21 protein-coding genes are annotated in these 22,405 nt (G+C 42.2%); 12 read left to right on the forward strand and 9 right to left on the reverse strand.

The window, feature by feature from the left end:
- Positions 1 to 395 precede the first annotated feature (395 nt).
- From L4D05_RS09425 to L4D05_RS09435, 3 genes are all read left to right on the forward strand, one after another.
- A complete protein-coding gene (locus L4D05_RS09425; RefSeq protein ID WP_102469409.1) occupies positions 396 to 605 on the forward strand; it encodes a cold-shock protein in 210 nt (69 codons plus the stop codon).
- 147 nt (positions 606 to 752) lie between these two features.
- Positions 753 to 1,289: a YaeQ family protein gene (locus tag L4D05_RS09430; protein ID WP_428751447.1), complete on the forward strand. Its 537-nt coding sequence runs from the start codon at positions 753 to 755 to the stop codon at positions 1,287 to 1,289.
- On the forward strand, positions 1,286 to 1,825 hold the full coding sequence (locus tag L4D05_RS09435) for a hypothetical protein (protein ID WP_428793767.1): 540 nt from the start codon (positions 1,286 to 1,288) through the stop codon (positions 1,823 to 1,825). The genes L4D05_RS09430 and L4D05_RS09435 overlap by 4 nt, the downstream gene beginning before the upstream one ends.
- Positions 1,826 to 1,885: 60 nt before the next feature.
- On the opposite strand, the gene hmpA is transcribed toward L4D05_RS09435, so the two are convergent.
- Positions 1,886 to 3,082: an NO-inducible flavohemoprotein gene (hmpA, locus tag L4D05_RS09440; protein WP_428793768.1), complete on the reverse strand. Its 1,197-nt coding sequence runs from the start codon at positions 3,080 to 3,082 to the stop codon at positions 1,886 to 1,888.
- A 412-nt stretch (positions 3,083 to 3,494) separates the two neighbouring features.
- Here hmpA and norR point away from each other — a divergent pair, with 412 nt between their 5' ends.
- The 3 genes from norR to L4D05_RS09455 all read left to right on the forward strand — a co-directional run bounded on the left by norR (position 3,495) and on the right by L4D05_RS09455 (position 6,084).
- Positions 3,495 to 5,078, forward strand: a complete 1,584-nt coding sequence (norR, locus tag L4D05_RS09445) for a nitric oxide reductase transcriptional regulator NorR (RefSeq protein WP_428751450.1) — start codon at positions 3,495 to 3,497, stop codon at positions 5,076 to 5,078.
- 163 nt (positions 5,079 to 5,241) lie between these two features.
- Positions 5,242 to 5,589 (forward strand): DOPA 4,5-dioxygenase family protein, encoded by a 348-nt coding sequence (locus L4D05_RS09450; RefSeq protein WP_428793769.1) that lies wholly within the window; start codon positions 5,242 to 5,244, stop codon positions 5,587 to 5,589.
- A gap of 135 nt (positions 5,590 to 5,724) precedes the next feature.
- Entirely contained in the window at positions 5,725 to 6,084 is a 360-nt protein-coding gene (locus L4D05_RS09455) for a glutaredoxin family protein (protein ID WP_265674947.1), read from the forward strand.
- A 104-nt stretch (positions 6,085 to 6,188) separates the two neighbouring features.
- Here the strand turns inward: L4D05_RS09455 and L4D05_RS09460 are convergent, their stop codons facing one another.
- On the reverse strand, positions 6,189 to 6,932 hold the full coding sequence (locus tag L4D05_RS09460) for a type 1 glutamine amidotransferase (RefSeq protein ID WP_428793770.1): 744 nt from the start codon (positions 6,930 to 6,932) through the stop codon (positions 6,189 to 6,191).
- A gap of 308 nt (positions 6,933 to 7,240) precedes the next feature.
- Between L4D05_RS09460 and L4D05_RS09465 the strand changes: the two genes are divergently transcribed.
- Entirely contained in the window at positions 7,241 to 8,368 is a 1,128-nt protein-coding gene (locus L4D05_RS09465) for a ribosomal protein uL16 3-hydroxylase (RefSeq protein ID WP_428793771.1), read from the forward strand.
- An 86-nt stretch (positions 8,369 to 8,454) separates the two neighbouring features.
- On the opposite strand, the gene L4D05_RS09470 is transcribed toward L4D05_RS09465, so the two are convergent.
- The gene (locus L4D05_RS09470; protein ID WP_428793772.1) at positions 8,455 to 9,633 is read right to left on the reverse strand and encodes an MFS transporter; all 1,179 of its coding nucleotides are present in this window, start codon (positions 9,631 to 9,633) and stop codon (positions 8,455 to 8,457) included.
- Between the two features lie 324 nt (positions 9,634 to 9,957).
- Here L4D05_RS09470 and L4D05_RS09475 point away from each other — a divergent pair, with 324 nt between their 5' ends.
- The 3 genes from L4D05_RS09475 to L4D05_RS09485 all read left to right on the forward strand — a co-directional run bounded on the left by L4D05_RS09475 (position 9,958) and on the right by L4D05_RS09485 (position 11,794).
- Positions 9,958 to 10,698: a nucleoside recognition domain-containing protein gene (locus tag L4D05_RS09475; RefSeq protein ID WP_428751455.1), complete on the forward strand. Its 741-nt coding sequence runs from the start codon at positions 9,958 to 9,960 to the stop codon at positions 10,696 to 10,698.
- Complete coding sequence (locus L4D05_RS09480; RefSeq protein ID WP_265674953.1) at positions 10,698 to 11,165, forward strand: YjiG family protein; 468 nt, start codon at positions 10,698 to 10,700, stop codon at positions 11,163 to 11,165. The genes L4D05_RS09475 and L4D05_RS09480 overlap by 1 nt, the downstream gene beginning before the upstream one ends.
- A 134-nt stretch (positions 11,166 to 11,299) precedes the next feature.
- Positions 11,300 to 11,794: an RNA methyltransferase gene (locus tag L4D05_RS09485; RefSeq protein ID WP_428793999.1), complete on the forward strand. Its 495-nt coding sequence runs from the start codon at positions 11,300 to 11,302 to the stop codon at positions 11,792 to 11,794.
- Between the two features lie 180 nt (positions 11,795 to 11,974).
- On the opposite strand, the gene L4D05_RS09490 is transcribed toward L4D05_RS09485, so the two are convergent.
- The 6 genes from L4D05_RS09490 to L4D05_RS09515 all read right to left on the reverse strand — a co-directional run bounded on the left by L4D05_RS09490 (position 11,975) and on the right by L4D05_RS09515 (position 20,301).
- Positions 11,975 to 13,345, reverse strand: a complete 1,371-nt coding sequence (locus tag L4D05_RS09490) for an MATE family efflux transporter (RefSeq protein ID WP_428793773.1) — start codon at positions 13,343 to 13,345, stop codon at positions 11,975 to 11,977.
- Positions 13,342 to 13,797 (reverse strand): GNAT family N-acetyltransferase, encoded by a 456-nt coding sequence (locus tag L4D05_RS09495; RefSeq protein ID WP_428794000.1) that lies wholly within the window; start codon positions 13,795 to 13,797, stop codon positions 13,342 to 13,344. Before L4D05_RS09495 ends, L4D05_RS09490 begins: the two co-directional genes overlap by 4 nt.
- Positions 13,798 to 13,829: 32 nt before the next feature.
- Positions 13,830 to 15,047, reverse strand: coding sequence for a type III PLP-dependent enzyme (locus L4D05_RS09500; RefSeq protein ID WP_428793774.1), 1,218 nt, complete (start codon positions 15,045 to 15,047; stop codon positions 13,830 to 13,832).
- The gene (locus L4D05_RS09505; protein WP_428793775.1) at positions 15,038 to 16,378 is read right to left on the reverse strand and encodes a DUF6271 family protein; all 1,341 of its coding nucleotides are present in this window, start codon (positions 16,376 to 16,378) and stop codon (positions 15,038 to 15,040) included. Before L4D05_RS09505 ends, L4D05_RS09500 begins: the two co-directional genes overlap by 10 nt.
- Entirely contained in the window at positions 16,360 to 17,364 is a 1,005-nt protein-coding gene (locus L4D05_RS09510) for a phytanoyl-CoA dioxygenase family protein (RefSeq protein ID WP_428751459.1), read from the reverse strand. The genes L4D05_RS09505 and L4D05_RS09510 overlap by 19 nt, the downstream gene beginning before the upstream one ends.
- A gap of 936 nt (positions 17,365 to 18,300) precedes the next feature.
- The gene (locus L4D05_RS09515) at positions 18,301 to 20,301 is read right to left on the reverse strand and encodes a HAMP domain-containing methyl-accepting chemotaxis protein (RefSeq protein WP_428793776.1); all 2,001 of its coding nucleotides are present in this window, start codon (positions 20,299 to 20,301) and stop codon (positions 18,301 to 18,303) included.
- Between the two features lie 153 nt (positions 20,302 to 20,454).
- On the opposite strand from L4D05_RS09515, the gene L4D05_RS09520 reads away from it, so the two are divergent.
- Positions 20,455 to 21,372 carry a LysR family transcriptional regulator gene (locus L4D05_RS09520; RefSeq protein WP_428793777.1) on the forward strand — a complete coding sequence of 306 codons (918 nt, stop codon included), beginning with the start codon at positions 20,455 to 20,457 and terminating at the stop codon, positions 21,370 to 21,372.
- A gap of 196 nt (positions 21,373 to 21,568) precedes the next feature.
- On the forward strand, positions 21,569 to 22,360 hold the full coding sequence (locus L4D05_RS09525) for a hypothetical protein (protein WP_428793778.1): 792 nt from the start codon (positions 21,569 to 21,571) through the stop codon (positions 22,358 to 22,360).
- The last annotated feature ends 45 nt before the right edge of the window (positions 22,361 to 22,405 follow it).

Here is a 22,405-nt window from a genome sequence, read left to right on the forward strand (position 1 = left end):
ACCGCTTTATATTTGTTCCAGTAAGTTTACAAATTTATTAATTTTCGGCTAAAAATTATTCTTTTATATCAAAAGGTTAAAAATTTGTTTCTTATTCTTCCACCCTACTTTAATTAAGCGTTTTGTCAGAGAAATGAAATGTCATGTAATTGAAATCAAAAAACTAGCTTAAGTTCAAATATTCCATACAAGCTCCACTTAGAATCGTTGACTTAACTCTGTAGTGGCTTATATTAATTTCTGGCTAGAAATGAAGTTACGTTGTTTACAAAAGACATTCGTTGAATTCGAAGCAATTCCTTGTCGTGTTGTACGCAATAGCAATTTACTTTTTCGCGCTATAGCTGCCGAATCGGCAAAACAAAAAAGAAAATACTAAATTTTAGGATTACACTATGTCTAACACAGTAACTGGTACCGTTAAGTGGTTCAACGAAACTAAAGGCTTTGGCTTCATTCAACAAGAGAATGGCCCTGACGTGTTCGCTCACTTCAGCAACATCAAAGCAGACGGTTTCCGCACTTTAGCTGAAGGCCAAAAAGTTGAGTTCAAAGTAACTCAAGGTCAAAAAGGTCCTCAAGCTGAAGAGATCATGCCAGTTTAATTACTGTTGATACCCCAGATACGAGTAGCCAGCGCAAGCTGGCTATTTTTTTGCCATTTAATCCATTAACTTGCCAATTCTGTACCAATTTGCCACTAAGCTACGTAAGATACCCTGTCTTATCATTAATTGTGTTGTATTCCACCTATGGCTATCAAACCGACCATCTACAAGTTCCGTGTTGCACTTACTGATATGAATCGTGACTATTACGATTCACTTAACCTCACTGTCGCATTACACCCATCAGAAACTCACGCACGAATGATGGCGCGTCTGATGGCATTTTGTTTGAATGCTTCACCTGAACTTCAGTTTACAAAAGGCCTATCCGATATCGAAGAGCCAGACATCTGGCAAAAAACACTCGATGACCAAACCGAAATGTGGATTGAAATTGGTGAGCCCGATGTCGAGCGAGTGAAGAAAGCGACACGCTTGTCCAAGGAAACCAAAGTTTATAGCTTTAATACGAAAAGTGATGTTTGGTGGAAACAGAACCAAGGAAAATTTGGCTACCTAAACGCCAGCGTATACCGCTTCAACAATGAATCTATTGAAGCCTTAACCAGTTTAGTGGCTCGCACCATGGATCTATCCGTTATGATTACGGGTACGTCTTTATTCGTCGATGGCGATAACGGTTCTGTAGAAGTCCTTGTTGAGGAACTTCAAGAAAAATGAGCCCACTAGAAACGCATCTACGTCAATTCAACATTATGAATATTGCCGCGGTTGCCGATCACACTGCGTATTTCTCCGAGCTGTGCGCTCGGGAAAACGCATTGTTTGAACGCGCTCAAGCCAACAAACCAGAAACGCCAACACTTCAGCTGTTACTTGGGCTCTTTACAAAAATTCATATTGAATCACTAAGCTCATTGCAAGCGCACTCTGAGCAAATCCACAGCATGCAGCAGAGTTTTGAACAACAACTTGGCAAGCAAGGCGCACAAATTTTCAAGCTTCCTATGCTCGATGAATTGCAGCTTGTCACCCATAGTTGGCTTTATATTCAGGGCTGCCTAGGCATGGATTACAGTTTGGCTAATGACCACGCCCAGCAAACCAGTTCGCTGCTCAGTAAGTTTACCAATGGCGATATAGATCATTACCGAGTTGCGTTTAACCAAAGCTACTATATTGGTTTTCGTTATTATGAAGCAAACAAACCACCGACTTCCGGTTGGAAGCGATGGTTTGAGAAATGGTTTAATTAGAGAGTGAGAGGTAAGCTTAATAACCTCCTCTCACTTCGTACTAACGCCTAGTGCGCGCGTTTATAAATATGCATGTGGTCCAAAAACTTCATAATGAATTGCATCACGTGATACACCTAATGCCTCTAGCTGCTTCACCACACTTTCCATAAAGACCACCGGACCACAAATATAAAAGTCACCATTAGCTATCGGCAGCTGTTCAGCGATATGGCTAAGCTGCATTAACCCTGCAGACTCACTATCAAGGCTCAATGCACTCGTCGGCTTGTTGTACCACGTGTGACTCCTCCACCCTTTGCCAGCAATAACGGTAGCCGTTTCATCCAAAAATGAATGCTGCGCCTGATTTTCGCACGCATGAAGATACGTAACTTCTTGCTCTTTGTTGCTTCGTACTACCTGTTGTAATATTGCTTGCATCGGTGTACATCCCACACCCGCGGAAATCAGTACAACGGGCTTATGCTTTTCGACATAAAAGAAATCTCCTGCTGGGGGCATTACGTTAATCTTATCCCCTACCGATACCTCATCATGCAAATAGTGCGAAACTAAACCCTGATGCGAGTCTTGCGCTTCTTTTTTAACCGAAATACGATAATTCTCGCCATTTGACGCCTGTGACAATGAATATTGACGGATCTCGACATTGTCACTTTTAGATGGTGTCACTTCAATCCCTAGATATTGACCCGCGTTATAGCCGATAACGGATTGGCCGTCTTCAGGCACGAGTACAAAGCTTGTCACCGCATCAGATTGTGTCACTTTCTCCGCCACTACAAATGAACGAGCACCACGCCACCCGCCTGTAGCAACTTCACTGGCTAAATATAGCGCTGACTCACGGTCAATAAATACCTGCGCCAAGAATAAGTAAGCTGCTGTCCATGCTTCTTCAACGTCAGCCGTAAATGCATCTGGAGCGAGCTCTCTCAATGTTTCGATTAAATGCAAACCAACAATCTGGTAATGCTCGGCCTTAATATTAAAACTGGTATGCTTGTGAGCTATACGCTCTACAGCTGAACTTAGCGCCGCCAAGTTTTCAATATTTTTTGCGTAGGCGGCAATGGCTTCAAACAACGCGACGCTTTGACGCCCCGTTTCTTGATGAGTCATGTTGAAGATATCTTTCAGCTCAGGATTATGAGAAAACATTCTTTGGTAGAAATGTTGTGTTAACGCTGGCCCTGCCGATTCCAATAGTGGAATGGTACTTTTAATGATATCGATATGGGTATTATTTAGCATATGCGCTCCCTTGAAGGCAAAAGTAACGATCTCGTTAGTTTTAAAATAACGTAAATCATTGATTATTAACTTACTTCACTATTCACTTGGCGATGCGCTCTGAGAAGGTTTCAATAGACAAATCAGGCACTCGCTCTTTTATTGGTATAATTTTTACGGGTATAGTTTTTACAAATATAGTTTTACGGGTATAAATTGTTGCTATCACGTAGATAGCACACATGTGAGTTGAGAATCACACGCATTTGTCTTCCGACCTACAGGGTAAAGCACAGAACATGCCAACTTTACCAGCTACTGCTATACCATGATTTTCAACACTATTTTTTAAAGCAATATGTCCAATTGACGCCTTTTAATTAAGTCAATTAGACACTACAATGAACTTATAACTCTTTAACGTTGGCTAACCATGCAAGATTTCTCTCCCTCCAATCTGGTTGAACTCACGATAGGACTGGCAAGCAGCAGCAATGACCAGCAACGATTTGACACGTTGCTCAATACCATCCGCAAAACCATTCATTGTGATTCGGTAGCGCTGCTTTCCCAGCAAGGTGATACGTTAGTACCACTTGCGATGCAGGGCTTATCTCGAGATACGATGGGACGGCGATTTGTCATCGCCGAACACCCACGATTTTCACAAATCTGCGCGGCGACCACGCCCGTTATTTTTGATGCAGACAGTGATCTTCCCGACCCTTTTGATGGCTTGCTTATTGATCACCATGGCGATTTACCGATGCACTCTTGCATGGGGCTTCCGCTGATTTTCGGAGATAAAATGTTGGGCGCACTGACGTTAGACAGCTTGTCCACGAATGCGTTTGACGATATCCCTCAGCGTAGCCTTGATGTTTTGTCCGCCATCGCCGCCTCTACGCTGAAGATGGCGATGACCTTTTCTCAACTTGAATATCAGGCAAAGCAATCCAAGCAACTGCTGGAAGAACTCAACGTAGAAGCGTGGGAACGAGATGGCGGAGAGATGATTGGCGACAGTGCACCAATGCAAGCTATGAAGTCTGATATTGAAATTGTCGCCCCATCAGATTTTAATATTCTCATCCACGGTGAAACCGGTGTCGGTAAAGAGCTTGTGGCTCGTACTCTTCATCATCAATCTGCGCGCAGGCAACACCCGTTGGTATACGTCAACTGCGCGGCGATCCCAGAAAACCTCATCGAAAGTGAATTATTTGGTCATGTCAAAGGTGCCTTTACTGGTGCAGACCAAAATCGAAAAGGCAAGTTTGCACTGGCCGACGGCGGTACTCTTTTCCTTGATGAAATTGGCGAGCTTCCGCTAGCCGCGCAGAGTAAGTTACTACGAGCACTGCAAAACAATGAGATTCAACCTGTTGGTCGTGACGAAATTCAAAAGATCAACGTACGTATACTGGCAGCGACCAATCGGGAATTGAAAGAAGAAGTCGAACAAGGTAAATTTCGCGCAGATTTATATCATCGCTTAACCGTGTACCCGATTTCCGTCCCTCCCCTTCGAGAGCGCAACGGTGACATTGAGTTACTCACCGGATTTTTCCTTGAACAGGCACGTCGAAAACTTGGGATTTCTCAGCTAAAATTGAGCCCGAATGTCAGCGCCTATCTTAATCGCTACAACTGGCCGGGTAATGTTCGCGAGCTTGAGCACGTGATTAATCGAGCGACGTTGAAAGCAAAGGCTCGCATGTTCGACAAGAAAGTGATTTCTGTCAGTATTGAAGACTGCGGACAATTTGACGATGAGTCGGCACCAAATGTCACCACAAGCCACGCTCAATCTCCTATTAGCATTGACACTAACAGTGGCTTACGAGAAGCAACAGAAGAGTTCCAAAGAAAGGTTATCTCTGATGCGCTCATTCAAGCTGATTATAACTGGGCTCAAGCCAGTCGAGTACTCAAAACCGACCGTGCTAACTTAATACGACTTGCCAAAAGGCTTGGCATCACGGTCTCCAAAAACCCTCAAATTAATCGCATGTAGCGATGTTGTAAACGGTAATGCTGCAAACGGTGATGTTGCAACCCCGATGGTGTAAATTCGGGCATTGTAAATAACGATCATTACAAATGACGGCTTTGTTATAAGCCGTCATTGCCTATGGCAACACAAACATAGGTTTAAGGTGAATAAATAGGAATGTAAAATGAATACCCCACAAAAACCCATCAATAGTCATAAAGACTATCACGCTCATGTCTACTTCGATAAAGAGACACTAGAATTGGCTTCTAACTTGTGTCACCGCGCAGGTGAGAAATTTGGCCTTGAGATAGGACGTGTTCATCAAAAAAACGTCGGCCCTCATACCAAGTGGAGCTGCCAAATTTTGTTCAACGACCAATCGTTCGATCAACTGGTTCCATGGTTAGAAGCGAACAGAGGAAATTTAAGTGTACTCATTCACGCTAACACCGGTGACGACATCAAAGATCATACGACCTTTGCTTATTGGCTAGGTGATGCAGTGGCATTGAATTTTGAAGCCTTCTAATCTCACTTTTACGTGAGGACACTATGACAGGAACAATATCAACGGTTCTGTCGCTATCATAGTAAAGAGATGTCTGAAGCGTGAATAAAATGTTAACATCGCCCCACAATAAAAAACCGCTCAATAAAGGTCGTTATGAAAGTCATTCGTATTGTTCTTGGAAAAATTATTTTGGTGCTGAATTTTGTGTTTACCCCACGCGGTGTAAAACGTTCGAGCGAAGCTCAGCAACAAGCCAACGAAAAAGCAAAAGCACTGTCACTTTATCAATTTGAAGCTTGTCCTTTTTGTGTCAAAGTTCGCCGTGAAATGAAGCGCCAGTCTGTCAATATTGAGCTCAAAGACGCTAAAAATGACAGCATTGCACGCGAGCAACTGCTAGAAGGTGGTGGTCGTGTTAAAGTTCCTTGCCTGAAAATTGAAAAAGATGGACAAGTTGAGTGGATGTACGAATCATCAGATATCGTCACCTACCTGCAAAAAGAATTCGCGTAACTTCCCCTTAGCGTTTGTACATAGAGTTATTAATTTCTGAATCGTTTTTTAACGTCATCCAGCTATTAATAACTCTAGTCTTTTCCAATTCACCACAACAATCATTACGTCGTCATTTCATCAAGGGGATCCGCTTGACGCTTTTGACTTCCTAGTACAAAGAACGCGTCTATCCAATGCAGAATAAGCACAGAGTCTTGGGGCTTATCAATTTGTTTAAAGGCATCTTTATAATGGTGGGGCGTAACTAGCTTTTTGCGTTGTTCCAGTACTTTTGTTGTGAACTCAGCACTAAACTCTGGATGTCCTTGCACAGTTAAGACATGATTGTCTTTGACTAACATGAAGTTGGGGCAAAATTCATTGCTGGCAATCACTCGAACCCCTTTCGGCACAATCGTGACTTGATCTTGATGGCTCACTAGCAAACGAATGGTGTCCATAGACAAATTCATCCATTTCTTTTGGGCAGTGACAAACACTTCGTAACTACCTAACCCCCAGCCTTTGGGTGACTTTTCTACCGTTCCCCCTAACGCTCGCGCAATCACTTGATGACCAAAACAAATCCCCACTAACGGCTTGCGCCTTGCTTCACACGCTCGGATCCAATCCATAAGATCATGAATCCACGGTAGATCATCATAAGCGTTATACACACTGCCACTAACAATAAACCCATGGTACTCATCAAGGCTGGGTAATTCTCGTTCCAACACATTGAAGTTTACAAATTCAAAAGCATGGTTTACCTCAGCTAACGATGCCTTGATCATATCAAAATATTGCCCGTGTTCACTCGAAAGCGCCTGATCTACGTAGCCACACGTTAAAATCCCTATTTTCATTTGCCACCTTTTCTTGTTGCCTACGGTAATACTAGCTCTTCGCTTTATCTTTAATACGCTCAGACAGCCCCACGTCAACCTACCTGTAGAATTACTCTATTTTTCAATATCTTCGTCAACGTACTCTGCTCTATATTTTGAGTATAGAAGTGATTTCTATCAATGCCATTGGAGATAGCACCCGCTTGAAAAAATATTGCCAGTGCATGTAGAGGCCAATAATCCGATAAAAGGTGTGAACGCCTTTATGACTCTTGCCCAGTTCTTGCTAGAATGCGCTCAGATTTCATTAGAGTAGAACTCAAACCATGTACCAATTAACTTTCTCGCTCCAAGAATTTCTTTCCACTTACTGGCAGAAGAAACCCACCATCATTAAAGGTGGCTTTGCTCACTTTCAAGATCCACTTTCGCCAGAAGAACTCGCCGGATTGACGATGGAAGAGGAAGTCGACTCTCGCTTTGTTTCCAACCTAAATGATGAATGGCAGGCCGCCCATGGTCCATTTGATGAGGATAAATTTGCCTCATTGGCGGAAACTAATTGGTCCTTCATCGTTCAAGCGGCTAACCATTGGCATGAAGGTGCCGCACAGCTCGTCACGCCTTTTAAAGCAATGCCACAATGGTTATTCGATGACCTAATGATTAGCTATTCAGTTAAAGACGGCGGAGTTGGACCTCACATTGATCAATATGACGTATTCATTATCCAAGGCATGGGTAAACGTCATTGGCGCGTTGGCGCAAAAGACATAGGTCAGTATAAAGAAACTTGCCGTCACGAAGCCTTGCGTCAGATCGAATCTTTTGACGCTGAAATTGACCAAATTTTGGAGCCTGGCGACATTCTTTATATTCCACCGGGCTTTCCTCACGATGGCTACGCACTCGAGCCATCAATGAGCTATTCCATTGGCTTCCGCTCTCCAAAAGAGCAAGAACTGATCAGCAACTTTGCTGACCATATCTTAGCTCATGATTATGGCGACGTGCACATGCACAAACCTGAGCTAACCACACAAGATAACCACGGTGCCATTAGTGCTAGTGATTTAGCATCGCTAACCGAGATGCTAAAGTCGAAACTCGATGACCCGCAGATCGTAAAAGATTTCATGGCCACGATGCTCAGCCAGTCTCGTCATCATTTGAATGTCATTGCGCCAGAGCCTAAATGGACACAAGAAGAGATGGCACAACACCTCAGTAACTCAGGCGAATTGACCAAAGTTGCAGGGTTGCGTGCACTGCATCATGAAGATGAGCCTTCCATGCTCTACGTGAATGGCGAAACGCTAAAGGTGCCAGAAGAGCTAGCACCTCTCATTATGGCGTTGTGCCACAATGTGACGATTCAGCTACCAGCGCCTTCCACTAGCGCTGTGTCTTTGCTAACCGAACTGGTAAATAAAGGGTATTGGTACACCGATTAATCCGTCTTCTAGAACGCTACTTCCTAACCACAAAAAAGAGCGCTTCTGCGCTCTTTTGTAAATAGAATATGAGAACTAGCGGATTATCATTGCTGAGCGTTCTTGATTCGTTTAAGCGTCACAAGCGCAAATACTAACGCTAATACGGCGCACGCTGAAACAAAGACAAACATACGCTCCATTCCAAACTGTTGCCCTACCACGCCACCTAAGCTTGTTCCCGCCGCGTAACCACCAGCAATAGCGAATAGAAGGTAACCTTGAGTAGAAGCTGGTGGTAACGTCGTGACTTTCGCGACAATAGCGGGTTTCACCATGTCCACCATCGATAAAAATTGCATGAAAAGTAAGTGCATGAGAAGCGGCAAGTAGAAATAACTCCCGTCACCGATAACGAGATAAGATAATACGCCACCAATAATCGCATAGCCCGTTAAACCAATGACCCAAACAGCCCCGGCCCCCATTTTATTGAGAAGGCGTCCAGACAAGTCGAGCGTTACTAGCGAGATGATAGACGAGACCATCAGTAATACCGACATCGCTGACTTATCAATTGCAAAAAGTTGCTCAAACAAATTCGGACCTTGTGCGACTTGGTTACTACTGGCGAACATCGCAATAAATACTGCAAGTAAGAAAGTAATGAACGTTAAGTTCCAATGCCCCTTATCTGCATCGTCATTACCTTCCGCGTGAGCAATGACTAGCTTTGCTGCCGCTTTGACATTGTCAATTCTTACAATCAATAACGCGATTACAGACATCACTGCGATCAGTAAGAAACTAAACTTCACGGCTTGTTCGCTCACTAAGGCCAGTAACGCCCCCATCACTATCGCCCCAACAAAGATACTCTGGTTCATTCGAGTTAAACAAAGCGCTTCATGGTCTTTATCCAATCCTGCTGCAACAATGAACGACGGATTGACTACCATTAGTGTAATTGACCCTAAGCCAATCAAAAATGTCGCAACATACATTGCCCATGTTTGATTGACAAAGGCAAATATCACCATCGCTGTCGCATGTAACACTAGAGCACTGCTTTGGGCAGCGGCATGAAGTTTATATCGATCAATTGCCCCTCCAATTAGCGGGGCAATAAAACCACTTAGTCCAACAAACGCTAAGGCGCTGCCACTATGAAACATCGAGCCAGAGACCTGATAGATATGACTTGGAACTAAAATAGGGAGCGCCACTAACTGAATCGCGCCAAACATAAATGCGGCGGCATACCAAAACGAAAGACCTTGCTTCATTATTACCTCTTCAATCGTAAACCAAATAGAAAAATGATACGGAAAGTTCGCTCTTTGCAGAAGTTACACCGCAGTATGACACCTACCAGCCCTTCCTGTTACCTATGATAAAACTTCCTCTCTTTTCATCACATTTCACTTAATTTTCTCATTTCGCACCCTAATCTAATACCAGAATAAAACACTAAAACATCCAATAAATCACAAATAAACAACAACTAATTTTTACACATTTAAAATTAATCATTACATTGACGGCGATCATTCTTCGCCAATCAATGTCGCGCCACAATATGCATCCTGTTCTAATTACAAGGATTTATCATGTCTGATCCAACTGCTCCAGAACGCAAAGTCACCATAGGAAGTTACTTGGCTCTTGCGTTTGCAATCGTTTTCTTTTCTGGTCTATTACAATCCAACGAATGGTATGGTGTTTTCGACTTTACGACACTTAATGGCTCGTTTGGTCAAGTGGCCCATTCTGTTAGCGAAACCTCCGACGGTGTCGTTGAAGCGGCTAAAACCACCTTCCGTGGTGTCGGAGGAAGCGGCGCCCGCGATGGCTTTATTTTCGCATTAACGCTTATTCCAACGGTGATGTTTGCCTTAGGAATGATCAACGTGTTAGAGCATTACGGTGCACTAGACGCTGCTCGTAAGTTACTTTCTCCGCTTCTTCGCCCTTTAATGGGTATTCCTGGTAACTCAGGGCTAGCGCTCATTGCGTCGTTACAAAGTACTGATGCTGGTGCGGCGATGACTCGTCAACTTAAAGATGAAGGTCACCTGACCAAACGTGAAACCGACGTGTTTACCATGTTCCAATTCACAGCAGGCGCAGCCATTGTTAACTTTTTCTCTTCTGGCGCTGTATTGTTTACCCTGACTATGATGGATGGCTCTCTAGCCGTAACATCATCGATAGGACTCGCGGTCGCCGTAATGTTCATATTTAAGTTTGTTGGTGCAAACCTATTCCGCCTTTACCTCAACATTACAGAAGGCAAGGAAGACAAAAACCAAAATGACAACGACACAGCAACAAAGCAGGAGATGGCATAATGAGTGAAGTGAAAGCGAAAAAGCCAATGGTAACGGACATTTTTGTTGAAGGCGCAAAGAAGGGCTGGGTCATCGCAACGACTTCAACGGTCCCTAATGTGTTGATGGCGTTTGTCATTATCAAAGCACTGCAAATCACTGGCGCACTTGGCGCTATGGGCGTGCTATTTTCGCCAATCATGGCAGTCTTTGGTTTGCCTGGAGAATCGGCTGCTGTACTAATTGGCGCATGGATGTCGATGGGTGGCGCAGTTGGCGTCGTCATCACTTTATTTGACCAAGGTATTCTTAATGGTACGCACATTGCTATTCTCGCGCCCGCTATTTATCTAATGGGCTCACAGATTCAATATATGGGTCGTATCATGGGTCCTATTGGCACTGAAGGCCGCTATATTCCAGTGATGATTGCCATCTCTGTACTGAATGCTTTTGGCGCCATGTTCCTAATGAACATCCTAGTTTAGCCCTTAGTAGGCATAAACTTCGTATAGAACGGCCTTTCGAGGCCGTTTTTTTTTGAGTAAGACTTATCAAGACTCAATTTGTAGGTATACTCCCCTACCTAATTAAATAGAGGAATTCTGTTGTGGCAAATGATATGTCTGTGATTATTGGTCTCGTTAACCCAAAAAGTCCAACCAACGTCGGTGCGGTAATGCGCGCTGCGGGTTGCTATCAAGCGTCGGAGGTTCGTTATAGTGGCGAGCGATTCGATAAAGCCGCAAAGTTTCAGACTGATACTCAAAACATAAACAAAACTATTCCTCTTGTCGGAACCGAAGATCTACTCGGCTCCTTACCTCAAGACATGAAAATTGTTTGTGTCGAGCTAGTGGTAGGGGCAACACCATTACCCGACTTCGTCCACCCAGAAAAAGCAATCTATATCTTTGGCCCGGAAGACAACTCCATTCCAAAGAAAATCGTTAAGCAAGCTGATGAAGTCGTTTATGTACCGACGATTGGCTGCATGAACCTTGCAGCAACAACCAATGTTCTACTCTACGACCGATTGGCGAAATCAGCGCAAGAGATTAATCACGACGAACTCATCAAAAGCAGCCGAGACAAAAATAATCACCTCAAAATCTAATGCTTTTTGAGCGCTCGTTTTCCGTTTAACGTTCATTTAGTCGTGTCAATTGTTGGACGGGTCAACACTACCAACTCGCTATAAATGGAAAAGTGGTCGCGACAATCGTCGTAACCACTTTTATTCATCTAACCTTGCCATTAAAAGTAACAAAGATTCACTTTATTTAGACTCAAGCGCTTACGCCGATACCATCTGACTCTTGACCCATCTGCCTGAACGAATTCGACTTGTACATAAGAAAATTTTAACCAATTCTTCCACAAAAAATGCCATATAAATTACAACGAATGCCGTCGGGAAATAATAGGCAATGCCAATAATAAAGGGAATACCTACTCCCCACTGCGCAAAAACATCTTGATATAGGCAAAACTTATTATCCCCACCAGAACGAAGAACGCCAATAATCATGCATATTGGTAAACTTCTTATCACCAAACCAATCAAGAGAATATTATAGAATTCGCTGCTGATCTCCCTAACATCATGAGATAAAGTAGGGAATAGATTTAAGATATTCGTTTTCAATAGTGCCAGAACCACACATATCAAACACCCAACAATAAACGACATAGCTATTGTCAATCGAGCTAATCCAAGTGCATTATCATCATTTCCGGCACCAATCTCGTTACCTAATATGACCGACGATCCAGTTGCGAATCCAATCAAAAAGGAGGTGGCTATTGACTCAATTGGAATCATCACCGTGAACGCAGTAAGGGCACCGAGGTCCACATACCCAAACACAACACTGTAAACATATAGCCCTAGAGAATATATTAGCATATTAATGGTCACAGGAAGTGCAAGTCTAAGGATATTATTGAATTCATCTTTACTGAAACAACAAGCCAACTCTTGACGTTTTGGTATAAGTACAGAATTGCCTTTAATTAAGTAGCTAAATAACAGTATAAGCTCAATTAGACAACTCACCGATGTTGCAATGGCTGCCCCTTGAATGCCGCGTTCCTCAAACCCAAAGTGACCAAAAATCAATATGTAATTAAGAAAAATATTGATAATTAACCCAATAAGACTAAAAACCATAGGAATATTCGCTTTATGTATCGAGCGCAACCCAGTGGATAGACTTAATGTTATGCCCATCGGAATCATCGATAAAGAAAACATGACTAGGTATTCAGAGCCTAACTTTTGAACCCCTGTAAATGAAGTCGAAAGCTCCATCATCAACATGGAAGAATCAACGAACAAGAGTAGAAAAACGGCCCCAATCAATAAATTTAGAAGCATACAAAGGAGCTGTACTCTTTTTAGCGACAGCCAAGATCTCGCCCCATAATACTGAGATAGCAATACCCCTGCGCCTGTATTGACACCAATAAAGACCAATATCGCTACGTATACAATTCTGCCCGCAATGCCCATCGCGGCCACTTCTTCTTGACCAAGTTGACCGATCATCATTACATCTATCATGCTTTTCGATGAGAAGAGCAGCATCTGTAAACTGACTGGTATTGCGATTAAGGCGATCTTATACAGTAATCGTATTCGTGACACAGGAACGTCATCAATCATTGAACAACCTCAAGCGTCATGTAACTCGAGTCAGAACCATAAGCACCAAGATCATACGTAGATCTCTGACACCTCCGAAAGCCCAAATACCGCCAAAAGCCGATAGCTTGAGGGACAGATACAATTGAAACGGTCAAGTAACTCAAAGCCGATAACGATTGATAGAATGCCTCAAGAAAACACCTATAATATCCATTTCCAGAAAAACTACGTGTTATCACCATATCATGAATATGAATGTTTCTTGTTTTAGTGTAAGCGTCACCACTTACCTCATTGAGCAACGGGAAACATCCCTGTCGTACTGGCAAAGAAATAAAATAACCCACAACTTCAACATTATCTACTAATACGAAGCATGTCTCTGGCGATAAGAAGACCTTACTTTTAAGTGATGACTCCGATTCTATATATTCCGTTCCGTATACCTCTGACTGTATATTCATAATCATAGGCCAATCTGTATCAATTATATTTCTTACTTTCACGATACTTTTTTCCTTGTGCCGATATCTATGCAATTTTCAGAAGTATTATTTCCGATAAACACGTGAGGAAGTGGCGCAAAACCGTTAAAACCAGTTGTCATATAACTAGTAGAATAAGCACCACAAGATAAGATCCAAACGGGATCACCTGACCTTAAGTCTTTCGGTACAGGTATCACATTGTCTTCATCATTAAATACATCATCACTATCACAGGTGGGACCAGCAATGACCGCTTTGCAAAACTCATCACTTTGACTTCTCGGAAATACCATTTTATACCTAAGTGCATCTGTTTCATAAAGTCCATTAAAACGACCGCAACTCAAAAATAGCCATTTCTGTATAGTCCCATCTGGCTGTACTCTCTCAGAAAGCCGCAATACAGAAGCTCGGATAATTCCGTGATCTGCTACAATATATCGACCAGGTTCCATAATGAATTTAATTGGATACCCTAAACTATCTCGCATATCCTGCATGCCTGCTTGTATCGCACTAAAAATCTTATCTCTAGGTGGTTTGAGCCGTTTACCAGATTTATCCGAGTACCCATCTGCTGGTAAGCCTCCGCCAAGATTTATATACTCAAGTTCGATTCCACTGCGTTGCAACTTGATTAATATCTTATTTATCTTTTTGAAGATATTAATCCATGCAGATTCAGTCATCTGTTGAGAGCCGACATGGACGGAGATACCTGCCGGAACTAAACCTAAGCGCTTTGCCTCTATTAAATTTCTAATTGCCGAACTATCAGAACTGCCAAATTTTCGGCTCAAACCATATACCGCGCCTTTGCCATCCGTTGCAATTCTACAGAAAACTCGAGACTCTGGAGCATTGAAAGCAATAGCACGAATATCATCGATACTATCCGAGGCAAAATCTCGAATGCCTAAATCATACGCAGTACGTATCTGAGAGTTTGACTTAATCGTATTACCAAAGTGAATACGATTAATATCGCCTCCTGCCGCTAAGGCCATTTCAATTTCTGTTACACTTGCTGCATCAAACCCTGCACCACAAGAAGCTAGCGTTTCAAGCACACTTGATACTGCACATGATTTTATGGCAAATCGTATATCCAAATCAGGCAGCGCGTTGGCCAATATATTATATTGATTGCGCATTCCATTTAGATCAAAAAGTATTGAGTCTTGATGACCTTTTTGTAATTCATGAAGGTTAACTACGTTAATCATAGACATAGCTCTTCCTCCTCTTTAGCGTTCACTTGCAGCGCTTTGGCCGCCAATATTGCCGACTCCCAACATTCTGCCAAAAATACGAAATCCGCCATATCCTCTCTTGCTTGCGCAATTAACAATTCAGCTTTTTCATTTAATTGGTTGGCAAATCGTTCATACTTACTCCCTAATGCACAGTATGTACTAATAAACTGCTCGATAATCCTATAACCCTCTTCACTCGAAATCGTTAAACTTGACCGAAGTATGTCTAGGACACATGGCACGTTAATAGCATGATTTTTGTCTAATAGGTTGCTGTTTTCCTCCGCCATCAACCGATAACACTCATGATAATAAGGCATGGACAATAAAAACTTCACGAACCTAAATTGATACTCTCTGAACCCCTGCTCTGTCCTTCTTTCTGGTGTATAGAAGTTATCGATATGCCGATTATGAACTACACCGGGAAGAGACGAATTGTGAATAAGATGCATTAGAAAATAATCTGAACCAATGGTGTTTTTGGCAGGCGGTAGTGGAAACTGTTCATGCACATTTTCAAATGCGATGTTACACATATCCATGAACATAGGATCTGCCGCACCAAGTTTAGTTTCATCCTCAACAAACCTAGATTGCCCCCCACCCCTAAAGGATTTTTCTACCAACGCTCGCTTCTCACTTGGGTTAAGAGAAGGCTTTGTCCATAGGCTAACCGTGTCAAAATATGCTTGTTGGTTTATTGATGCAATCTCACCTATATCAACGGACATTTCACCAATGAAAGAGGCCCCAACAACGCTAATCGGTAACTCTTTCTGCTCTGTCGTCAGGTCAATTTCTGTCATTAATTCACATACATCGGCTGCTTTTTCTCCGATTGCTCGCAGTTCATTATAAAGTGGATAAACAATCGCCCCATTTTTACTTTGGTAGGTACAGTCTGAATCCCTTCGATGGATAGAACTACAACCTAGGGCCGACGCAATAATGAAAGCTCGATTAGTACACGCTCCGTAGGACACTGACTTTGGAAGCATGAGCGACTGGAATCTGTCCTCTGGAATTTGTGCTTTCTTAGCAATGCGACTCAAGAATGCTCTTTGACTTGATTCGTCTAGGTAGATAACTTCTACTTTATCTGTCGGCCTAATTTCATTTACGGCATTTCTATTTTTAATCGCAGCTTCACCAATAGATGTATCAAGAACCAATAATTTTATTTCAACCATGAAATGGTCAATTGCACTAAGAGACTCGCGATATAATAATTCAATTGTCGACGCACACTCTCTATTGGTAGGTAAGCATAAGCATATTTTTTTCATTATAGTCCCGCCTCCCATGTCTTGAGACCAAGTAATTTTTCCCCGAGAGGAGTGAGTGTAGCCTTATTATATCGCTCCGATTCGTGCTTATATTTATCACCAATCAGTGTCGAGTTCCAACACGGAGTTTTCAGTGATTTCCATGATTCTATGCGAGACTCTCGTAACTTCTCATTGTGATTTAGTGCTGGCATCATTGATAGGTATTGGCATGCTCTAATATCCTTGTCTGAACTATTAGGTCCCACGCCATGAGCTAACCAGCCATTGAATATAAGTAGGTCACCCGCAGATAACTTTGGAATAATAATAGGGTATTCGTCGGTATCAATCGTAGGCCGAACAGGATCTCGATTGTCAGGCTGAGTTTTAACCCATTCATCATATTGACTGAATAATGAGGGGCTACACTGAAACCCACCTACTTCGTCAGTAAAGTCATTCAGCGCGATAATGCCTTGTACTCGCTGTGGTTTATAGCGATTTGTAGTTTCAACATCCCAATGCAATGAAATATCAAACCCCCTATCCGTTTGTGGGATCAAAGAACGGGATCGATTTCTAACATTCGGTGGATTAACATTAACACGGTCTAGCGTGGTCCAGAGCTCTTCCGTATCCCAAATATCTACAAATGCGTTGTATACTCTCTCATTCTGACGAGCATCCCACAGCAGTTGATGTTGGTACATTTCAATAAAACCATATATATGCAGCTGCTGTTCAAGATCATTATCGAAGTGTTTTTCTTGGTAAAAAGAATCTAGGTTATTTCTGTCTACTCCCTGAAAATCACAGGCGGTATCCAATATTGATTCGGCATGCCCTTTTGTAATTGCATCTTTTACTATAACGAATCCGTACTCTTTCCAGTGTATCCAATCGGATTGAGAAAGCACTCTAAGAGGTAACTTCTTATCCATATTATTTAGTGAGTACTTTGTAATATATGATTCGCCATCATTACTAATGTAATCATTATTAAATCGTCCTTGATATTCCATTTTCTTCCTCGTTCAATATCTATACATATGCAACAAAGCATTTATTTCGAACCAAAAAATAATACCAATATATATTGATGTCAACAATTAACTTACCAATCCTTTACAACACCAAAAACAATAGATCCACGGCATCAATATTAAGAATAAGTGTCATTCATATAACGGATCCAACATAACGATAGCGCTACATTAAAAATCTACTTTTCTATGCGTCTTTTATTTTCAATTAAATCAATAAGCGTTGGGGTTGCTAATTTAGTCAGTTACAATCATATACTTAGCACTAAATATATTACTGATAATTTTACAACTAATAAATAACATCTAACCATTGATTATTTTGAACTGCACTGCATATTACGAAACTATAATTTTCGTAATAACATAGCTTATTTTTTCATATGCTTAGGCTATTTTCTCATATACGTAGTTTTCGGTTAAAAAAACCAACTTTCTGCTTGGTTAAATTACTTCTATTAACATCTATTTACTGACCTAAGAAACACCAATAAGGCGGTTACTATCGATATGTTAATTATGTACCTAGGGTGGTATTTAGGCAGGTAGGGCACCACGTTTGGTGGGTAATACCTCCCCGCATATTTGCTAATACCATGCATTAGTATTTGAGGCGAGAGATGCATCCAAGCTCATGAGTGTTACTTATCATTGGATAATGACGTTAGGATTAGAGGTGAAGCAAGACAGTTCGTATATCTCTAATAAATTCTAGAGAACAACTAATGGGAATACAGTAGCATTTCGGATGCAGATTTAGAGTCAAGAACTATGGGAACTCTTTGATCTTCTGACGTTTAGGTTCTCTGCGATAGCTCTATCAACTGATTGATTTCGTTAATTTTAGATAAGAAAAAGGGGTATCTATGTACCCCTAATCAATAATCAAGTGTTTCGCTTATCGAGTTTGGTCGCTCAACCACACTTAAACTGCGCCACTTGTCCGCTAAGCTGCTCTACTCGCGCAGTCACTTCATCTGTAACGCTATTGGCATCGCGGGATTGCTGCGCGACCATTTTTAGTGCTTCATTGATTTCATTAACCAATGCTGAAATAGATTGTGTCGCAGAGGCTTGTTGCTCAGCCGTTGCCGCCAACGTACTCATTTGGTCGTTGACGTTTTCCACTTGTTCAGCGGTCGATTTAATTCGCGAAGCCGCCATATTCGTGTGCGCGACTGCCTCACCCGCAATCGCATTGCCAATGCCTATTTGCTCAACAACTTTCTCGGTTGATGATTGAATCGCCTGAATTATTCCGTTAATTTCACTGGTTGACTCTGTCGTTCGGCTTGCAAGCAATCGTACCTCATCGGCAACCACCGCGAAGCCTCGTCCTTGCTCTCCCGCTCTCGCAGCTTCAATTGCCGCATTGAGTGCAAGTAAATTAGTCTGCTCAGCCAGTCCCTCTATAACATCCGTAACTTTACTTATTGCTTGGCTCTCTTGACGAAGTGTCTCGACAAGTGCTGCCGTTGTTTCAATCGCCTCTGCTAACAATGTCATGCTTTCTTGGTTAGCCTTTAATGCCACTTCTCCACTTTGCAGTTCCGCTTTAGAATCAAATAACGTCGTCGATGACGCTTGTACCTGATGTGCGGTTTGCTCGGCGCCCACAGCGACTTCTGATAAAGAATGACCTATTTCATCAACATGTTGAGATTGACGCTCCATTCTCTGCAGTCCATCTCTACTTGATTGCATTAGCCGCGCCATGCCACCTTGAACCGACACAGCGTTCTCCGTGACGCCACCCACTAAATCTGCCAGTGATTGGTTCATCGAATTCACTGAACGCGTGAGATCTGCAAGTTCATCGCTTCCTGTGATCACCAAGGCGGGATTCGATACATCACCAGAGGCGATTTGTTGTGCTCTGCCTGCTAATGTCTTAATACGCGCGCCGATATGATGCCCCATCACACTCGACACCACGAAAGCACTCAACAATGCCGCCCCACAGCTAGTCATCAGAATGATAACAACCGTGGTGATACTCGTTGTTATACTCTCTTCGGTCTTCACTGCATTGGCTTGCTGCTGAGAAACAATGGAATTAAGGGAGATTTGCATTGCGTCGACAGCAGGCACAAGCGAAGAAGACATCAGGTAACTTGCACGGTTCCAATCTGCCGATTGTCGAATTTGAATAACTTGCTCTGCCAGCGGAAAGTAAAGCTGCTTCATTTCATTAAACAGTGACCACAAACTTTGATCGCTTGAACTTAGCAGTGACGTTTTACTGGAGATTTCATCGACAACCTGTCGATGATATTTCATTAAGTCATGGTATTTGTCTAAATAATCTTGTTGACCATATTGCAAATAGTCTCGCAGAGCCGCGAGTGCGTTGGCTAACGATGTGTAGCCATCGGCATAAAGCTTGAACAAGCGTTTACGCTCTCCTCCCTCGGTTCTACCAGCTTCATCGTTAATCAAACCTTGTAGCTGATCTAATGCAACTTCAGCAATAGGGGCGGCTTCATTGATAAACATAGAGTGAGCTGGAAGGTTGTCATCTGTATGACTGAGCGTCACAATTTCTTCAGCAGTCAGCTTGATGTTAGACCAAGTACTATCTAAGTCATGATACTGATTTGATGAAATCAGTGACTCCAAACTAATCAGTTGAATGTCGGTTGTATCAAACGCCTCTAGCACTCTTTCCTGACCGAGTTCCTGGCCATTATCTGAATCGTTTAATAACATGTACCCGCGAAGCACAGAGACCGTCGATTGAAGGGATTGCCCCACCTGACGACTCGCATCAACCGTTGGCAAATCATATTGCAGCAAAGATTGTGTGTGGTCTTGCACTTGAACAACACTTCGATAAACCAATAGCGAAGAGACGATAAACAGTACACCAAGCGCTAGAAAACCCATTCTAAGCTTACCCGATATCGAGAACTTCATCCTTAATCCTTTTATAAATTCCTTGTTAGCGTAGTACTATATCGGCAACCGTAACAAAAACTAAACATTTTAACGATTTTTTATCGATAACTCTTTGCGCTGTTTACTGTTTATTCTTATTATGAAACCGTCACCTGCAGTTAAGGACTTCATATGGCCAAAGACCTATTTTCTAATCTCGACCTCAATTTATTGCGTACCTTCATCATTTTGAATCAAGAGCGCAATATGAGAAAAGCCGCTGAACGACTATTTGTCTCCCAGCCAGCGGTGAGTAAAGCGCTACAGCGGCTCAGAGATCACTTTGGCGATGAACTGTTTGTCAAAACCCATCATGGGCTACGCGCAACAGAGAAAGCCAACATCCTTGCCGAGTCTGTCAGTCCCATTTTGGATGAGCTCTCTAACGCGGTAAATCACTCTTCCGACTTTGACCCTAGTGAACTAGACGGCACACTCAAAATTGCCATATCTCCCTTTTTCCTATCAGGGATTGCGAGTAAGTTATTTCAATCAATAAGAAAAGAAGCACCAAACGTTCAGATTCAGTTACTCAATTGGAACAAAACTACGCTACAAGACATAGTGAATGATGACGTACAACTGGGTCTCAATTACTCTATTGCCCACGCGCCAAAGGAGCTGGTACAAACTCAACTAACCACTGATACTTTTCGAGCTTACATACGTAAAGATCACCCGTGCGATAAAGATGAGATTGAAATGCAAGATGGTGGAAAATTTGAGATCGCGACGCTGATTGCTGCGGATTGGAACTCCAATTTATCCAACACGGAGAAAATGTTAAAGATGAGAGGAATAGAAGCTAACGTCGTGTTTCGATCAGAACTCCCTTCAGCGGTGATTGATGTAGTAAAAAACTCCGACATCCTATTCCCTGCCTCGACATTCCTAAACCTTGAAGAGAATTCCGGCTTACGCTCACTGCCTATACTGTTTGGGAATACAGAGGTTAATACCAACATCAATGCTTTCTTCCACTATAAGAATAGAAACAATGCGACCACTCAATGGTTAAAGAAAAAATTGCATCAGACACTTACAGTCTAGCATTACCCCTCATTAATAACCTGAGGTTATTAATGAGATTCGCTTCTTTTATTAATAACTTAGCGTTATTTACCTGATAAAACCCTTTCATTAGTCTTCAATTCGTCCCATCCATATACTTCTCTCCATCGGCTAGGAACGCCACTTCACAAGCATGAAGCGCACTTTTAGTTCCAACACACTTTGAGAGAAACGAATGAAACTTAAACTTATCAGCACACTTATCGCCGCCTCTTTTTTAGCAGGTTGTTCATCGAATGGTTCTAGTAATGGTGGTGAAGCAGGACCAGCACCACAAGATGGAATTGCCGATGTAACCTACAGAGATGGTGTCTTGTTTGAAAGTGCTATTGTCAAAGGTGACGGGGGTACTAATTCAGTCATCGTCAAAACTGATGAACAGACTGTTGTCAGAATAAATGGCGAAAATTACTTTGTGAATAACAACGTTGTAGAAGACAAGCACGGTAATCAAATCGGCCACATTGAAAAAATAGGTGACACGTTTATATTTAAGAATCAGCACGACGCATTGGCTGTTTTCAAAATAGAAAATGGAAGGTTAGTTATTGTTGAAGCTCAGGAACCAACAGACCCTGACTTTGGCATTCCACCGTTAGATGGTGATTTGAAAGCTAAATATACTGTTTCCGAGAGCAATGGATGGTATTACATTTATAATGACGGTATTCACATTGGAACCATTACAATAAGTGAAAGTGGTACTCCCATATTTTGGAAAAAAGATGGCGGGCACCACACCATGACAAATGTAACTATCGATCAAAAAGAGAAGACCGTCACTTACATTAATGACAAGACAAATGAGATTATTACGTGGACTCCTGAAGGAGGACTTGACTTTGGAACAAAATCACCAAAAGATAACCCAGAATATCAAGCGCTTAAATCTAAAATTCAATCTTTATCTCAAGAGCAACGCCAGCAAATCAAACAGGCGGTAAAAGACCGAGTTAACCGCTCGTAAATACAAATAGAATAATAACAGTAAAAATCAAAGGAGCCGATTTCA

It is taken from the genome of Vibrio nomapromontoriensis, assembly GCF_050337205.1.
Classification (GTDB): domain Bacteria; phylum Pseudomonadota; class Gammaproteobacteria; order Enterobacterales; family Vibrionaceae; genus Vibrio; species Vibrio nomapromontoriensis.

Excerpts from the sequence above, each read along its gene's own strand:
- L4D05_RS09425 (WP_102469409.1), top strand. The coding sequence starts at position 396 with ATGTCTAACACAGTAACTGGTACCGTTAAGTGGTTCAACGAAACTAAA.
- L4D05_RS09430 (WP_428751447.1), top strand. The coding sequence starts at position 753 with ATGGCTATCAAACCGACCATCTACAAGTTCCGTGTTGCACTTACTGAT.
- L4D05_RS09435 (WP_428793767.1), top strand. The coding sequence starts at position 1,286 with ATGAGCCCACTAGAAACGCATCTACGTCAATTCAACATTATGAATATT.
- hmpA (WP_428793768.1), bottom strand. The coding sequence starts at position 3,082 with ATGCTAAATAATACCCATATCGATATCATTAAAAGTACCATTCCACTA.
- norR (WP_428751450.1), top strand. The coding sequence starts at position 3,495 with ATGCAAGATTTCTCTCCCTCCAATCTGGTTGAACTCACGATAGGACTG.
- L4D05_RS09450 (WP_428793769.1), top strand. The coding sequence starts at position 5,242 with ATGAATACCCCACAAAAACCCATCAATAGTCATAAAGACTATCACGCT.
- L4D05_RS09455 (WP_265674947.1), top strand. The coding sequence starts at position 5,725 with ATGAAAGTCATTCGTATTGTTCTTGGAAAAATTATTTTGGTGCTGAAT.
- L4D05_RS09460 (WP_428793770.1), bottom strand. The coding sequence starts at position 6,932 with ATGAAAATAGGGATTTTAACGTGTGGCTACGTAGATCAGGCGCTTTCG.
- L4D05_RS09465 (WP_428793771.1), top strand. The coding sequence starts at position 7,241 with ATGTACCAATTAACTTTCTCGCTCCAAGAATTTCTTTCCACTTACTGG.
- L4D05_RS09470 (WP_428793772.1), bottom strand. The coding sequence starts at position 9,633 with ATGAAGCAAGGTCTTTCGTTTTGGTATGCCGCCGCATTTATGTTTGGC.
- L4D05_RS09475 (WP_428751455.1), top strand. The coding sequence starts at position 9,958 with ATGTCTGATCCAACTGCTCCAGAACGCAAAGTCACCATAGGAAGTTAC.
- L4D05_RS09480 (WP_265674953.1), top strand. The coding sequence starts at position 10,698 with ATGAGTGAAGTGAAAGCGAAAAAGCCAATGGTAACGGACATTTTTGTT.
- L4D05_RS09485 (WP_428793999.1), top strand. The coding sequence starts at position 11,300 with ATGTCTGTGATTATTGGTCTCGTTAACCCAAAAAGTCCAACCAACGTC.
- L4D05_RS09490 (WP_428793773.1), bottom strand. The coding sequence starts at position 13,345 with ATGATTGATGACGTTCCTGTGTCACGAATACGATTACTGTATAAGATC.
- L4D05_RS09495 (WP_428794000.1), bottom strand. The coding sequence starts at position 13,797 with ATGATTATGAATATACAGTCAGAGGTATACGGAACGGAATATATAGAA.
- L4D05_RS09500 (WP_428793774.1), bottom strand. The coding sequence starts at position 15,047 with ATGTCTATGATTAACGTAGTTAACCTTCATGAATTACAAAAAGGTCAT.
- L4D05_RS09505 (WP_428793775.1), bottom strand. The coding sequence starts at position 16,378 with ATGGGAGGCGGGACTATAATGAAAAAAATATGCTTATGCTTACCTACC.
- L4D05_RS09510 (WP_428751459.1), bottom strand. The coding sequence starts at position 17,364 with ATGGAATATCAAGGACGATTTAATAATGATTACATTAGTAATGATGGC.
- L4D05_RS09515 (WP_428793776.1), bottom strand. The coding sequence starts at position 20,301 with ATGAAGTTCTCGATATCGGGTAAGCTTAGAATGGGTTTTCTAGCGCTT.
- L4D05_RS09520 (WP_428793777.1), top strand. The coding sequence starts at position 20,455 with ATGGCCAAAGACCTATTTTCTAATCTCGACCTCAATTTATTGCGTACC.
- L4D05_RS09525 (WP_428793778.1), top strand. The coding sequence starts at position 21,569 with ATGAAACTTAAACTTATCAGCACACTTATCGCCGCCTCTTTTTTAGCA.